Origin of the sequence: Bacillus cereus group sp. MG1, from assembly GCF_040460035.1 — a bacterium.
Taxonomy (GTDB): Bacteria; Bacillota; Bacilli; order Bacillales; family Bacillaceae_G; genus Bacillus_A; species Bacillus_A cereus.
Genome location: NZ_JARVGY010000003.1, coordinates 175352 through 190454 on the forward strand (window position 1 = coordinate 175352; position 15103 = coordinate 190454).

The window sequence follows — 15103 nt, forward strand, 5'->3', positions numbered from 1 at the left end:
TAAAAAATGAATTTTTATTAAATGGCAGATGTTTTACATTGACGACAAAGAAGAATATTCTGTAACATAAAAGTAGGCTATTTAAGTACGAGGGTGGTGTTATATGAGTAATTATCTAGAAATTAAAAAAGTTTTAAATAATAATGTCATCATTGCTAGCCATCCGGAACACGAGGAAGTAGTAGTGATTGGCAAAGGAATTGGATTTGGGAAAAAAGCGAAAGATGTATTGGAGCAAGAACAAATCGAAAAAATGTTTGTCTTAAAAAATGAACGTGATCGTGAACAATACAAATTATTAGTGCCGCATATTAGTGAAAAATTAATTGAATTGATGAACGATATTATGCTGTACATTCAAGAAAAAGCGAAATCTCCACTAAATGAACATATTCATATTGCGTTAACGGATCATATTTCATTTGCGATTAAAAGGTTAAAACAAGGACTTACAATTGATAACCCTTTTTTAGTTGAAACAAAAATGCTCTATCCAGAGGAATATGAAATTGCGGAAGGTGTTGTACAACTTTTAAATTCTCGTTTGCAAATTACATTGCCAGAAGGAGAAATTGGTTTTATTGCACTTCACATTTACAGTTCGCTTACAAATTCTGATTTATCTTCAGTTAATCAAAACTCCCGTCTCATTGCACAACTTGTATCTTTAATTGAGACAAACTTACAAATTACATTAGACCAAGAGAGCATTCATTATTTACGCCTTATTCGTCATCTTCAATATGCTATTGAGAGGGTGAAAAAAGGAGAAAAAGTAGAAGAATCGCAAAGTTTTGCTGATTTATTAAAGGCGGAGTATCCAGTTTGCTATAACTTGGCTTGGAAGCTAGTTAAGGTCATGCAAAATGAGTTGCAACTACCTGTATATGAAGCTGAAAGTATTTATTTAACAATGCACTTGCAACGCTTAGTGAAGGCAGAGCATGTGTAAAAAGTCATATATTTTTGTCTAAAATGAAAACGTTAAAAAAAATGATTGAATCGCTTACAATAGTTATGTATAATAACTATTGCAAAGTTATACAAATTTCGACAAACACATTAAGGTGAGTAACGAAAACGTTTGCCTTAATTATAGTGAACTTATACGTAAACCTATTTTTGACACGTGTTACTGATTCGATCAGGCATGAGTGGAGAAAAGTAAGGAATGTAAGCTAGAGAAAGGGATATACTACCCTTTGTATAGCTATCGTTCTATCTTTTTTTCCTCATGTCTTTTTGGCGTTTGTCGGAAGGTATCAATATAGATAAGAGAGGAAGGGTTTCCATGTTTAAGAAGATCTTTGGTGTTCTTCAAAAAGTCGGAAAAGCGTTAATGCTTCCAGTAGCGATTTTACCGGCGGCAGGTATTTTACTTGGATTTGGTAATGCATTTCAAAATCCACAGTTAACAAATATTATTCCTGCTTTAAAAGCAGATTGGTTCGTAATGGTTGCAAAAATTATGGAACAATCTGGTGATATTATTTTCGCTAACCTTGCATTATTATTCGCAGTTGGGGTAGCAATTGGTTTAGCTGGTGGAGACGGAGTAGCTGGTTTAGCAGCATTCGTCGGCTACTTAATTATGAACAAAACGATGAGTGTGTTCTTAGAAGTAGATAAGCTAGTGAAAGTAACAAGTTCTGGAGCAGACCCAGTAAAAATTGGATTTGCAGATCCAGCGTATGCAAACGTATTAGGTATTCCAACGCTACAAACAGGGGTATTTGGTGGTATTATCGTCGGTATAGTAGCGGCATATTGCTATAATAAATACTTCAACATTGAATTACCATCATACTTAGGTTTCTTTGCAGGTAAGCGTTTCGTACCGATCGCAACTGCAACATTCTCTTTAATAGTAGGTATTATCATGTGCTTCGTTTGGCCATACATTCAAGGTGGCTTAAACACGTTCTCACATCAAATGATTGATGCAAATAGAACAATTGCAGCATTTATATTCGGTTTAATTGAACGTTCATTAATTCCATTTGGATTACATCACATTTTCTATTCACCGTTCTGGTTCGAATTCGGTCAGTATACGAATGCAGCTGGCGAATTAATCCGTGGTGACCAAAAAATCTTTATGGCACAGTTAAAAGACGGTGTAGAATTAACAGCAGGTACATTTACAACTGGTAAGTATCCGTTCATGATGTTCGGTCTTCCAGCAGCAGCTTTAGCAATGTACCATGAAGCACGTCCAGAAAATAAAAAATTAGCAGCAGGTATTTTAGGTTCTGCAGCATTAACATCTTTCTTAACAGGTATTACAGAGCCACTTGAATTTTCATTCTTATTCGTAGCGCCAGTATTATTCGGAATTCACGCTGTATTTGCTGGTCTATCATTTATGACAATGCAAATTTTAGGTGTTAAAATTGGTATGACATTCTCTGGTGGTTTAATTGACTTCCTATTATTCGGTGTACTACCAGGCCGTACAGCATGGTGGTGGGTAATTATTGTTGGTCTTGTACTAGCAGTTATTTACTACTTCGGATTCCGCTTTGCAATTCGCAAATGGAATCTAAAAACACCTGGTCGTGAAGTGGCAAATGCAAATGACGGCGCAGGAAAAGCAGAAGCAGGCGAACTTCCTCGTGAAGTATTAGTAGCACTTGGTGGTAAAGAAAACATTGCTTCTTTAGATGCTTGTATTACTCGTTTACGTGTTCAAGTTAACGAACAAAAGAATGTAAACAAAGACCGCTTAAAAGAACTTGGAGCAGCTGGTGTACTTGAAGTTGGAAATAACATTCAAGCAATTTTCGGGCCGAAATCTGACACATTAAAATCACAAATTCATGATATTATGTCAGGTCGTACACCTCATGTTGAAAAAGAAGAACCTGTAAAAGTGGAAGAAACTCCTCAAAAAGTTGATGAAAATGAAACAATTGTATCACCAATCGAAGGAAAAATCTTACCAATTACAGAAGTACCTGACCAAGTATTCTCAGGAAAAATGATGGGAGACGGATTTGCAATTGAGCCAACTGAAGGAACAGTAGTTTCTCCAGTTAACGGTGAGATTGTCAATGTATTCCCTACAAAACATGCGATTGGTATTCAATCTGAAGGCGGAAAAGAAATTTTAATCCACTTCGGTATTGATACTGTAAAATTAAATGGTGAAGGTTTTGAAGCGCTTGTAGCACAAGGCGACGAGGTGAAACAAGGCCAACCATTATTAAAAGTAGATCTTGCATTTGTAAAAGAAAATGCACCATCTATCATTACACCAATTGTCTTTACAAACTTACAACAAGGGCAACAAGTCGAATTGAAAAAAGATGGAAATGTTAAGAAGGGCGAAACCGCTATTATTGACATTCAGTAGGAATTTGACGCAAAATGTTTATAATTATAATAGGCGATGTGGTTGACCGAACATCGCCTATTATATACAATAGATGATGTAGTACTCACATCTATACAACTAAAAAATACTGTAATTTAAAGGAGATAAATTATCATGGAAAAAATCTTTAAAGTAACTAGCGACTCAGGAATTCATGCTCGTCCAGCAACTCTACTTGTAAACACTGCAAGCAAATTCGGTTCTGACATTAACTTAGAGTATAACGGAAAGAACGTTAACTTAAAATCAATCATGGGCGTTATGTCTTTAGGCATTCAACAAAACGCAGAAATTAAAATCACTGCAAATGGTGATGATGCAGCTCAAGCACTAGCAGCTATCGAAGAAACTATGAAAAACGAAGGATTAGGAGAATAATGACTCTTAACATTCAAGGGATCGCTGCATCAAGTGGGATTGCTATTGCAAAGGCTTTCAGACTTGAAAATCCTGAATTTAACATCGAAAAGAAATCAATTACAAACGAAGCTGCAGAAATTGCACGCTTAGACGCTGCGCTTGAAAAAGCAAAAACTGAATTAGAAGCTATTAAGGACCACGCATTTGCTGAGCTAGGTGCTGACAAAGCTGCGATCTTTGAAGCACATTTATTAGTATTAAATGATCCAGAACTAGTAAACCCAGTAAAAGATAAAGTAAATAGCGAAAAAGTAAATGCTGAATTTGCAATGGATGAAGTTGCATCAATGTTTATTTCTATGTTTGAAAACATGGATAACGAATATATGAAAGAACGTGCTGCGGACATTCGTGACGTAACAAAACGCGTTCTTGCACATTTACTAGGAATTAACTTCTCAAATCCTGGTACAATTTCTGAAGAGGTAATCATCATTGCTGAAGATTTAACACCATCTGATACAGCTCAGTTAAACCGTAAGTATGCAAAAGGTTTCACTACTGATATCGGTGGACGTACATCTCACTCTGCAATTATGGCTCGTTCTATGGAAATTCCAGCTGTTGTTGGTACGAAAGTTGTTATGGAGAAAATCCAAAACGGCGATATCGTTATCATTGACGGTTTAGATGGAGAAGTAATTGTAAACCCATCAGAAGAAACTCTTCGTTCGTTTGAAGAAAAGAAAGCGAAATTTGAAGAGCAAAAAGCTGAATGGGCAAAATTAAAAGACCAAGCTACTGTAACAAGTGACGGACATCACGTTGAGCTTGTTGCAAATATCGGAACACCAAATGATGTACAAGGTATTATCGATAATGGCGGAGAAGGCGTTGGCTTATACCGTACAGAATTCTTATACATGGGCCGTGACAATCTTCCAACAGAAGAAGAGCAGTTCGAAGCGTATAAAGCAGTTCTTGAAGGTGTAAAAGAAGGTCAACCAGTCGTTGTTCGTACACTTGACATCGGTGGAGATAAAGAGCTTCCATACTTACATTTACCAAAAGAAATGAATCCATTCTTAGGATACCGTGCAATTCGCTTATGTCTTGATGAACAAGATGTGTTCCGTACACAACTTCGTGCATTACTTCGTGCTAGCGTATACGGTAACTTAAAAATTATGTTCCCAATGATTGCAACTCTTGATGAGTTCCGTCAAGCGAAAGCGATTTTATTAGAAGAGAAAGCGAAACTTGTAGAAGCGGGTACAACTGTTTCTGATTCTATTGAAGTTGGTATGATGGTTGAAATCCCAGCTTCAGCAGTATTAGCAGACCAATTCGCGAAAGAAGTTGACTTCTTCTCTATCGGAACAAATGATTTAATCCAATACACAATGGCTGCAGACCGTATGAACGAACAAGTATCTTACTTATACCAACCATACAACCCATCTATTTTACGTCTTGTAAAAATGGTTGTCGATGCTGCTCATAAAGAAGGCAAATGGGCTGGTATGTGTGGTGAGATGGCGGGCGATTCACTTGCTATCCCATTATTATTAGGATTAGGTTTAGATGAGTTCAGTATGAGTGCAACATCTATTCTTCCTGCAAGAACACAGCTAAGCAAGTTGTCAAAAGCAGAAATGGAAACATTAGCAGAAAAAGCATTAAAGATGTCAACTGCTGAAGAAGTTGTTGAACTAGTTAAAAGCATATAATTAATAAAAAAACCTGAGCCGATTTGAAATCGGTCTCAGGTTTTTTCTATGAGAAAAGTAAATCTTATTTGCTTACTATTGAGGATAAGAGACAGAATTAGATAGCGATTGCAACGATATCAGTTGGGCATACGCGTAAAATACCAGTAAAAGTATTTCGATTTTGATTGTTCTTATCGTCTTTATTGTTATCTTTGTTATCTTTGCCATTACGAGCTAAAGCAGAGAAAAGAGCAACACCGTTACAGAAACCTTCAAAAATTACATTGTTGAAAGTACCATTACCTCTAATGCTTAAAAGAGAAAGCTCTGTTCCAACTGAAATGCTAGCAAGTACGTTACATACAGCTGGTTGTTGTGGTCTAACTACTTCTCTCTCTTTCTCACGATGGTCGCGATGGTCACACTCTCTTTCACGATGATGACAGTCTCTAAAGTTATCACAGCATCCAAATGATCCAAACATAATCCTCATCACCCCCTTCACACTTATAATCTATGTAAGTTCGGTAGTTAGTGACTGGACAGAGAGTGGAATTTTTTCTAGGGGATTTTCTCATTTTAAATGACTAGCTGGGTGTTTAGTATGGAATGATGTTTAAAATAGGGGAGATATAACAAAAAATGTAAAAACCACCGAAATAAATGAAATGGGTAGCCTTTACACTTTTTTACTTTTATATAAAACGATGATATATACGGGAAGAGCTAGGAGTAATGGTACAATGGATCGTGCAGTGTGTTTTTCTGATTCTAATTGGAATGCTTCTTCTTTTGGAAATTGTAAAATGGAGATGTTTGCGGCATCACCAATAAAATATAGAAGCAGTACAGTTACTATGTAACATAAAAGTGCGATAAAGCTTCCGTATGAACTCAATGAAAATCCCTCTCTTGTTATCTATTTGTTATCATTGTATCACAATTGTAACAAAAATACACGGGTATATTTCAATGCCTTAACAAAATTCGACACGAAACGTCACGTTTATTTATGATAAGGGAATAGAATATACTTTTCCATAAGTATAAATGTCGAATGATTTGTAGTAATATTACAAAAGTATGACAGGGAATAAAAAAACGAAGGCAATGTAGTTGCCTTCGTTTTTTATTATTTTGCCCACTCGCTCACTTGCTCTACGCTCATGCGAGGTGCAGGGTGGCCTTTTAAAGTTGATTCACCAATTGTAATAAGCATAATTGGAACGTAACGAGATGAAACGTTAAATTCGTCTGTCAGTGCTTGTGGGTTGAAGCCACCAATAGCACAAGTATCCCAACCAGTTGCTTTAGCTGCAAGCATAAGTTGCATTGCTGCTAAAGATGCATTTGAAAAGGCAGCATCTCTTGGGAATTGTTCACGAGCATATGCAGATTCAATATTTTTAGCTAAGCGTTCTTTTGCTTCTTCTTTCATAAATCCTTGTTCTACAATTGGACCATATACTGGCTCAACATTTTTATAAGCTTCTAAATCACCTAAAATAGCGACTACTGCAGAAGCATCAAGAATTTGTTGTTGGTTATAAGCTATTGGGTGTAATCGTTTTTGTACATCTTCACCTTGAAAAACAAGGAATTTCCAGTGTTGTAAGTTCCAAGCGGAAGGTGCTTGTGCTGCGGCTTTTAAAATCTCATGTAATTCTGTAGATGAGATTTCTTTATTTGGGTTAAATGCACGTGTAGATGTGCGTTCATATAGAACATCAAAAAAGTTGTCGTTTGTCATTGTATATCCTCCAAATTGTATATCGAATTATTTTCAAAAAAATAATATACACTACTTACATTTTGTAAGTTATCGAATTTAAGAATATAATATCTTTATTTTAATTGTCAAGTTTTAAAAATTAGCTAGGGCATTCATACAAACGATACAATTCCTACAATCATACACTAAAAAAGGAATTTATAGAGTGAAAAGCGAAGATAACATTCTCAATTAGCTTGTTAATATGTATCTCTCACAAATTAAAGTTTATTGGAGACCAGTCTTTTAAAAAAGTTTGTGAGGAATTCAGTAGAACAAGATATATGAAGTGAGTGAAGACTAGTGATGAACATACTACATTTTTTATTAGAGAATACGGTTTTCCAAAATGTGTTACAAGATCTGCAGTTAAATGTCCTTTATATAGAAAATGGATGTAAGCATCAACAAACGGTAGAAAATATCCATCCAAAATGTATGTTTATAGCAAATAGTTTTGAAGAGGGCGAACTATTATTTCAAAGAACGAAACCACACATTATCATTACGTATGTAACAGATTATTCTCAAATAAAATATATAAAGAATATGTATACTCCGCACAGTACATTCATTGTCATTTGGGATCAACAAATAACAAAAGAATTTACAGATGTACTTGCATTAGGAATACGTAATATTGTAATAGCTCCTGTAACTCCGCAAGCAGTGTTAGAGGAAGTGAATAAGAGTTTGTATCAACTTTCTTTAGTAAGGCAAGTTAGTTTGCAGCAGGAATTGCTTCAAACGATGTTTGATTTTCAAAATGATCTATTATTTATAGTAGAAGATGATGAAATAGTTGATTGTAATACAAATTTTTTAGCTTTTTTCGGATATGAAAATTTGTTTGCCTATCGTGAGCAACATTTGGTATTTGCTGAACATTTTATTAGAGAAAATGGATACTACTCGACGACGCATGATATAACATGGCTAGACGATACTTTATCTAGTGGTAGAAGAATTAAGATGTTAAATTATGAAGGGGCAGTATCTACTTTTCTATTACGTGCGACACCATTGCCAGAAGATTTATCAAGATTTATTGTAAAGTGCACGGAAATTACAGAATTAGATGAAATCTATCAAGAACAAGAAAGACTTGCTATGATAGATTCATTGACAGAGATTTATAATCGTTTAAAGTTTCAACAAATACTAGAGGTAGAATGGGAAAAGGTAATACGTAGTGATGAGAAAATAGCAATCATTTTATTTGATATAGATAATTTTAAAACAGTTAATGACACATATGGTCATGATTTTGGCGATTTAGCATTAATACAACTTGCAGAGCTTATGAAATCTAAAGTGGAGCAGCAACATGTATTTGCAAGATGGGGAGGAGAAGAATTCATTATATTAGTGACAAATACAGTAGAAAAGGAAGCATTTCAAGTTGCGGAGTCATTACGATTCTTTATTGAAACAAAGCAATTTACTGGAATTTCGAAGTTAACAGCTAGCTTTGGAGTTGCGTTATATGAACAAGGAACTACAAGAGAAGAATTAATGCAACGAGCGGACATTGCATTATATGAAGCGAAAAAAAATGGAAAGAATCAAGTATGTGTGTATAGAAAAGAAAAAATGTAATTTTTCGCAACAAATTGTTGCGATTTTTTTTTATTGTTTGATAATAGAATAGGGGGGATAATTTTTAGCGAAGGAATTATGGAGGATCAATATGATAAAAAAAGTAATGGTGATGGCTTCACTGTCTGCTATAGTTGGCGGCGGAGTATACTATTTTCTTGTTAGCCCCAATATAAAGGAAAACACTGTATTAACAACTAAAGTGAATCCTACTATTGAATCGGAAGTACAAGGGAATATAGAAGAAAAAGAAGAGCAACAAATTGATTATGCTAGCATATCTCAAAAATTAGATCAATATTTAGTCGGAAAGCAATTTAATGGAACAGTTTTGGTAACAGATAAAGAGCATGTTATATTGAATAAAGGATATGGGTATGCTGATGTTCAAAATAAAATAGAAAATACGCCCCAAACAAAATATCGTATCGGTTCTATTACGAAAACAGTTGTTGCCACATCTATTTTACAGTTGCAAGAACAAGGTAAATTGAATATTCAAGATAATGTAAATAAATATATTCCTTCATTTCCGGAGAATAAAAATATTACGCTATATCATTTATTAACGCATACCTCTGGTTTACCTGAACATGCGAAAGGAAATGTGAATGCTGCTTCCCGTTTACAGTTAATTAATTGGATTGGACGTCAAAATTTAGAATTTCCTGCAGGAACAGGTTGGAGATATACAGATTATAATTATATGGTTCTTGCTTATATAATAGAACATATCTCCAAAAAACCTTTAGGAGATTACATAAAAGAAAACATATTTATAAAAGCAGATATGCATGAATCCGGTATGGGAAATATGGTACCTGGAGATAAAAATTTTGCAAAGGGTTATGTGAAAAAAGATAAAGAGCTTGTACCAGCGCAGAAGTTAGGCATGGATTGGCTATATGGTTGTGGTGAGATGTATACGACAGTTGGAGATATGAAGAAATTAGACGAAGCAATTATAAATGGAAAACTTCTTTCTGAACAAAGTATACAAGCAATGTTTTCACCTTCAGCAGAACGGAAATATGCATTTAGTTTTTATATATATCCAGATTATTTTCATAATCATGGTGTATTATCTGGTTGGAACACTTTCAATAATTTTAATAAAGAAAAAGGAACTTTTGTTATGTTATTTTCAAATGTGAAAAATAGTATGGATGATGACTTTAATAAAGAGTTCCGAAAGATGGTAAATGATTTATTAGAACAAAGGGGATGAGAAAATGGAACATAAAACTTTATCAATAGGTTTCATTGGTATTGGCGTAATGGGAAAAAGTATGGTTTATCACTTAATGCAAGATGGTCATAAAGTATATGTATATAATAGAACGAAAGCAAAAACAGATTCTTTAGTGCAAGATGGTGCAAATTGGTGTAATACGCCAAAAGAGTTAGTGAAGCAAGTTGATATTGTAATGACAATGGTTGGATATCCACATGATGTAGAAGAAGTGTATTTTGGTATAGAAGGAATTATAGAACATGCAAAAGAAGGTACGATAGCAATTGACTTTACGACATCTACACCTACTTTAGCAAAACGGATTAATGAAGTTGCAAAAAGCAAAAATATATATACTTTAGATGCACCTGTCTCAGGAGGAGATGTTGGCGCGAAAGAAGCAAAACTCGCAATTATGGTAGGTGGAGAGAAAGAAATATATGATAGATGCTTACCTTTACTTGAAAAGTTAGGAACAAACATTCAATTACAAGGACCAGCTGGGAGTGGACAACATACAAAAATGTGCAATCAAATTGCCATTGCTTCCAATATGATTGGAGTATGTGAAGCTGTTGCTTACGCGAAGAAGGCTGGACTGAATCCAGATAAAGTGTTAGAGAGTATTTCAACAGGGGCAGCAGGTAGCTGGTCATTAAGTAATTTAGCTCCTCGAATGTTAAAAGGAGACTTTGAGCCAGGATTTTATGTAAAGCATTTTATGAAAGATATGAAAATTGCTTTAGAGGAAGCAGAAAAATTACAATTAACAGTCCCAGGCTTAAGTTTGGCGAAAGAATTGTATGAAGAGTTAATTAAGGATGGCGAAGAAAATAGTGGAACACAAGTATTATATAAAAAATATATAAGGGGGTAAACGAGGTGGACCTTCAAAAGTTTGATGAGATGATTGATACTGTACAGCGAGCTACTTGTATGCAAATTAATGAAAGACAAAAAGAAGCTTTTAAACAAAAATATGATTTTGAACCAGAATTTGAATATGGAAGAGATGAGAAGGGGCATTATGTAATTCGAACCTCAAAAAAGATGTTAGAAGAAATGGAGTTTTATTTAGCATTGAAATATGATCGTGATGGAGTGGATCTTTATATGCAAGCTGAGATTGACGGCATATTTTATGTATCTATTAGCTATGGTGAAGATGCCCTACATCTACAAGAATTGTTTCAATTTCTAGAAGAAAATAAATAAAAGTCCTCAAATGAGGACTTTTATTTATTTAGTCATCTTTAATTTTTATAATTATAAGTTAGAAGCCCGGCGGCATCGTTCAACCGGGAACGGGATAATTTGTGCGATGTGATTAGGGCCAAATTGTTTTGTACGAGCATGGCGTATTATATAAAAAGCACACAGAATTGAAACAGGAATAGCGCCGAATAAACCAAATAATAAAGCGCTTACACAAGATGCGACAAATCCTAAAACACCAATTTCTAACTCTTCCATAATAGCTCCTAAAATAACAGGAAATGCTCCACATGTAACTCCAAGTATAAGTGCGATAAGTAAGCTCATGATTATCCCCCTCTGTTTGCGATATTATTTTCCTTCTTAGTTAATTGTAGTATATCACATATAAAACAGAATTTTCAGAAAAAATTTAATAAATGTTCAAAAAATGTTCGAAAAATGCACTTGAAAAATCAAGATGTTAAATTTGTGATGAAATAGTACTTTCAAGTAAATAAAAAATCAGGCTTATTTCAAAATGAAATAAGCCTGTTCCATAGGAGGATGTATATATGTAGAGTGAATAAAAGTTTGGAAAAGGGGGTCCAAGTCCTTTTATTCAACTAACTACCTTAATAGATTGGAACCCAGCCTTCAGTTGTCACAAAAATACGAATAGCTACAACTTGGCGATCATCTTGCAAGGTAAAATAATGTCTTGCATTTTCAGGAACAGATATTAAATCGCCTGGCTCAAGTTCAACATCAAAGAATTTCCCATCTTTACCTTCAATAGCGAAAATGCCATGACCACTGACGATAAAGCGAACTTCGTCATCTGTATGATGGTGTTCCTTTTGGAAATTAATTAATAATTCGTCAAGGTTAGGGGTGCTATTTGAAAGTGAAATTACATCATGTGCTTTATAACCACGGCGTGCTGAAACATCAGCGATTTCTTTTGAAAACACAGCTAATATTTCAGCTTTGTTTTCATCTGTTAACGAATAATTTTCATTTAAATGAGTAGGAAGTTTAGAAATATTCCATTTCTCATATAAAACGCCTTCCTCTTGTAGAAATTTAGATACTTCCACTTCATTTTCAATACGAGTATTTACTTCATGAATACGAATTTGCGCCATTAGAAACGCCTCCTTGAATTGATAATAGTTTTATATGAAATTGGAATAAAAACTCATAAGCTTCTAATCTCTTCTTTGCATCAAAGCTATCTCGGCCCCATACAGTAATACCGTGGTTACGGATTAATACTGCACCCGAATCTCCTTGTATATGCTTTCGGAAGTTTTCTCCAAGCGTTGGGATATGGGCATGGTTTTCAATAATAGGAATTTGAATTGTTGCACCTTCTTCCCAAATATCGAGTGCTTTAATAATTTCTTGATTTTGAAGGGTGACTGCATCACTATATAAATTTGTGATGACATTATTATCAGTTGTATGAACATGAAGTACGCACCCGGCATTCGTATTGTTATAAATGTGTGTATGCAATATTGTTTCTGCTGAAGGGCGTAATTCAGTCTCTAAAACGGGAACTCCTACATGATCTACTAATAGAAAATCATCTGGAGTGGTTTTTGTTTTATCTTTACCGCTTGCTGTAATAAGAAAAGTAAGTGGTTCATGGCTAACCTTTATAGAAATATTACCACTTGTTGCTGGAAACCAATTTCGTGTTGTTAACTTTTTTTTTAACTCGCTTAAGTCATACCATTGACGAAAAAGTTGTTTCATGCCTTCACCTCCAACAAAAGTTTTAATTCAGCTTGCACATCTTGAAATGTTTCAAACGGTGTATAAGCAATATGATTTTCTTCACACTTTGTAATAAGAAAATCGCGAGCGAATACTTTATCAGCTTGTTTCGCGGCTTGTAAATCAGTAATAGAATCTCCAATTACAATATGAAAGTCATTTGTATCACTTAATTTACGGATTAATGATGATTTACATAATCCGCAATGATTTTGACAATGATCATCACAAGAATGAGGCCATTTAACTGTAATAAACTCTGCTGAAAAGTCTGTTTCATTACAATAAATTTGCTCTTTTGGAATGATTCCTTGTAAGAGTGGATAGACGAAGAAATCCATTCCACCTGATATCACGTAAAAAGAAATGTTATTTTCCTTTACGAATTGTATAAACTCATGAAAACCACTACGGATTTCAGCAGTTTCTATTAAAAATTGAATAATATCATCGTGCAGATTAGTAGGTATTAATTGAAATAATCGAGAAACACCTTCTTGAATGGATAGTTCTTGTGATAAAATTTTATTCTTTACTTCTTCGGCTTCTGGTGGTGCGAATTTTTCCATAATGGACATAATGTTATCATTATTTGTAATCGTGCCATCGAAATCACAAAATACTTGAATACTCATAATTTCACCTCATAAGAGGGATTTCCCCATATTTGTAGTGCACTATGCAAATTTATGTCGTCTACTTCATGGAGTGGTTTATTTTGCAAAGTAGCATCAATTGCAGTACGGAAAGCTTTACCGCCGCCTTGCGCTCCATTTGGATGTCCGTGTATCCCGCCGCCAGCATTAATAACAACATCTTTACCGAAATCTCGTACAATAAAGGGAACGAAACCAGGATGAATACCAGCAGACGGAACAGAAAAGCTCTTCTTGAAAAATGCATCGTCTTCAGTTAAATATTTTGAGATAGCAAGAGCCTCCTCTTTTTCTAGCGCAACACTTCCGTATGGAGATGGGAATAATGAAAAGTCAGCCCCAGCATAACGTAGTAGCTTTCCAAGTAATAATGGTGATGAAACTCCATATAACTTGGATGCTGAATAAGCACCACTTACAGCAGGATGTGCCATAATAGGAACTGGGATTTCATCATCTTCTGCAAGTGATTGTAGTACATCTAGTCCGTAAGCAAATACGTTAAATAATAGAATATCAGCTCCAGCTTGCACTGCACGTTTAGCATTTTCTTTTAAATCAAAAGTTCGTCCTGTTAAATTTAAGGCATATAACGTTTTATGACCGTATGTTTCGTAGACAGATTGTAAAACTTCTTTTCCAGATACAATGCGTTTCGTAAGTGGTGTTAATGCATTTTCAAATAATATTTCATCATCTTTTACTATATCTACACCACCAATTGCTTGATCGCGTAATTGTGTTTTTAAATACCCAATGTTTCGTCCAATCATTCCTTTAAAAATACTCATTAAAAGGGGACGATCATGCACTTGTAAAAGATTTCGAATACCATCTATCCCGAATTTTGGACCAGGAAAATGTTTTTTTAACTCGTCTGAAAAAGTTAAGTCAATTAGTTTTACTTCGCCATCAAGTGATAGCTTTCCAAATGTAGTCGTTAAAATCGCTGGTAAATCTGGACTGAAGTTTAATAGCGGATATTCGATTTTAATAATTCCGCGTTTTACTTTTTTACGTAAATACGAATTGGTATATTCATGTTCAGCTAATTCCTCAACATGAATGACGTTGCCTTTATGCTGCTTTAATTGTTCTTGCAATAAGTGTGGCAAATGAGTCCAAGAGCCAATTGTTAAACCGAGTGCAATTTGCTCAGCTTTTTTTTCTAAGTTATGTGAATCATCATGGATTAAATACGTCGCTATAATTCCGCTCATTGTTATAACCTCCTAGTTAAATAAAAAAACCTCTCAGCTAAGGAGAGGTTTTTTTACAACCAGCTCCTTATCTGTCAGCGTAATGCTGCGAGAATTAGCACCGTGTCTACAATTGTAGATCGGTTGCCGGGTTTCGTCGGGCTCGTCCCTCCACCTGCTCTTGATAAGAAGTATTTAGAAATGTTTAAATTTTTAA

The 15103-nt window shown here is 34.7% G+C and carries 16 protein-coding genes and 1 riboswitch; of the genes, 8 read left to right on the forward strand and 8 right to left on the reverse strand.

The genetic code is table 11. The annotated features are described in order from the left end of the window. The first annotated feature begins 103 nt into the window (after positions 1–103). The 4 genes from glcT (at position 104) to ptsP (ending at position 5466) form a co-directional block, all read left to right on the forward strand. Positions 104–952 (forward strand): glucose PTS transporter transcription antiterminator GlcT, encoded by an 849-nt coding sequence (glcT, locus tag QCI79_RS30830; protein ID WP_000073855.1) that lies wholly within the window; start codon positions 104–106, stop codon positions 950–952. Positions 953–1291: 339 nt separating this feature from the next. Continuing rightward, a complete protein-coding gene (ptsG, locus tag QCI79_RS30835) occupies positions 1292–3355 on the forward strand; it encodes a PTS glucose transporter subunit IIABC (protein ID WP_021727650.1) in 2064 nt (687 codons plus the stop codon). A 135-nt stretch (positions 3356–3490) separates the two neighbouring features. Next, entirely contained in the window at positions 3491–3754 is a 264-nt protein-coding gene (ptsH, locus tag QCI79_RS30840) for a phosphocarrier protein HPr (RefSeq protein WP_000411080.1), read from the forward strand. After that, positions 3754–5466, forward strand: coding sequence for a phosphoenolpyruvate--protein phosphotransferase (gene ptsP / locus QCI79_RS30845; RefSeq protein ID WP_021727651.1), 1713 nt, complete (start codon positions 3754–3756; stop codon positions 5464–5466). Before ptsH ends, ptsP begins: the two co-directional genes overlap by 1 nt. Positions 5467–5563: 97 nt before the next feature. Here the strand turns inward: ptsP and QCI79_RS30850 are convergent, their stop codons facing one another. The 3 genes from QCI79_RS30850 to QCI79_RS30860 form a co-directional block, all read right to left on the reverse strand. After that, positions 5564–5932: a DUF3915 domain-containing protein gene (locus QCI79_RS30850; RefSeq protein ID WP_000468035.1), complete on the reverse strand. Its 369-nt coding sequence runs from the start codon at positions 5930–5932 to the stop codon at positions 5564–5566. 195 nt (positions 5933–6127) lie between these two features. Then, positions 6128–6346 (reverse strand): hypothetical protein, encoded by a 219-nt coding sequence (locus QCI79_RS30855; RefSeq protein WP_000100485.1) that lies wholly within the window; start codon positions 6344–6346, stop codon positions 6128–6130. 234 nt (positions 6347–6580) lie between these two features. Beyond that, positions 6581–7198: a nitroreductase family protein gene (locus QCI79_RS30860; protein ID WP_000180372.1), complete on the reverse strand. Its 618-nt coding sequence runs from the start codon at positions 7196–7198 to the stop codon at positions 6581–6583. A gap of 327 nt (positions 7199–7525) precedes the next feature. Between QCI79_RS30860 and QCI79_RS30865 the strand changes: the two genes are divergently transcribed. From QCI79_RS30865 to QCI79_RS30880, 4 genes are all read left to right on the forward strand, one after another. Next, positions 7526–8818, forward strand: a complete 1293-nt coding sequence (locus QCI79_RS30865) for a GGDEF domain-containing protein (RefSeq protein WP_001023189.1) — start codon at positions 7526–7528, stop codon at positions 8816–8818. A gap of 91 nt (positions 8819–8909) precedes the next feature. Next, complete coding sequence (locus QCI79_RS30870) at positions 8910–10046, forward strand: serine hydrolase (RefSeq protein WP_000592899.1); 1137 nt, start codon at positions 8910–8912, stop codon at positions 10044–10046. Between the two features lie 4 nt (positions 10047–10050). Beyond that, the gene (locus tag QCI79_RS30875) at positions 10051–10929 is read left to right on the forward strand and encodes an NAD(P)-dependent oxidoreductase (RefSeq protein ID WP_000400432.1); all 879 of its coding nucleotides are present in this window, start codon (positions 10051–10053) and stop codon (positions 10927–10929) included. A 5-nt stretch (positions 10930–10934) separates the two neighbouring features. Beyond that, a complete protein-coding gene (locus QCI79_RS30880) occupies positions 10935–11267 on the forward strand; it encodes a DUF3909 family protein (protein WP_000365624.1) in 333 nt (110 codons plus the stop codon). A gap of 51 nt (positions 11268–11318) precedes the next feature. On the opposite strand, the gene QCI79_RS30885 is transcribed toward QCI79_RS30880, so the two are convergent. The 5 genes from QCI79_RS30885 to mtnW all read right to left on the reverse strand — a co-directional run bounded on the left by QCI79_RS30885 (position 11319) and on the right by mtnW (position 14907). Beyond that, positions 11319–11594: a hypothetical protein gene (locus QCI79_RS30885; RefSeq protein ID WP_000054659.1), complete on the reverse strand. Its 276-nt coding sequence runs from the start codon at positions 11592–11594 to the stop codon at positions 11319–11321. Between the two features lie 287 nt (positions 11595–11881). Beyond that, positions 11882–12394 carry a 1,2-dihydroxy-3-keto-5-methylthiopentene dioxygenase gene (locus tag QCI79_RS30890; RefSeq protein ID WP_000057317.1) on the reverse strand — a complete coding sequence of 171 codons (513 nt, stop codon included), beginning with the start codon at positions 12392–12394 and terminating at the stop codon, positions 11882–11884. Continuing rightward, complete coding sequence (locus tag QCI79_RS30895) at positions 12372–13010, reverse strand: methylthioribulose 1-phosphate dehydratase (protein ID WP_021727652.1); 639 nt, start codon at positions 13008–13010, stop codon at positions 12372–12374. Before QCI79_RS30895 ends, QCI79_RS30890 begins: the two co-directional genes overlap by 23 nt. Further along, entirely contained in the window at positions 13007–13666 is a 660-nt protein-coding gene (locus QCI79_RS30900; protein ID WP_000027467.1) for a 2-hydroxy-3-keto-5-methylthiopentenyl-1-phosphate phosphatase, read from the reverse strand. The genes QCI79_RS30895 and QCI79_RS30900 overlap by 4 nt, the downstream gene beginning before the upstream one ends. Further along, entirely contained in the window at positions 13663–14907 is a 1245-nt protein-coding gene (gene mtnW, locus QCI79_RS30905) for a 2,3-diketo-5-methylthiopentyl-1-phosphate enolase (RefSeq protein WP_000014192.1), read from the reverse strand. The genes QCI79_RS30900 and mtnW overlap by 4 nt, the downstream gene beginning before the upstream one ends. 64 nt (positions 14908–14971) lie before the next feature. After that, positions 14972–15077, reverse strand: a riboswitch (SAM riboswitch). Positions 15078–15103 lie beyond the last annotated feature (26 nt).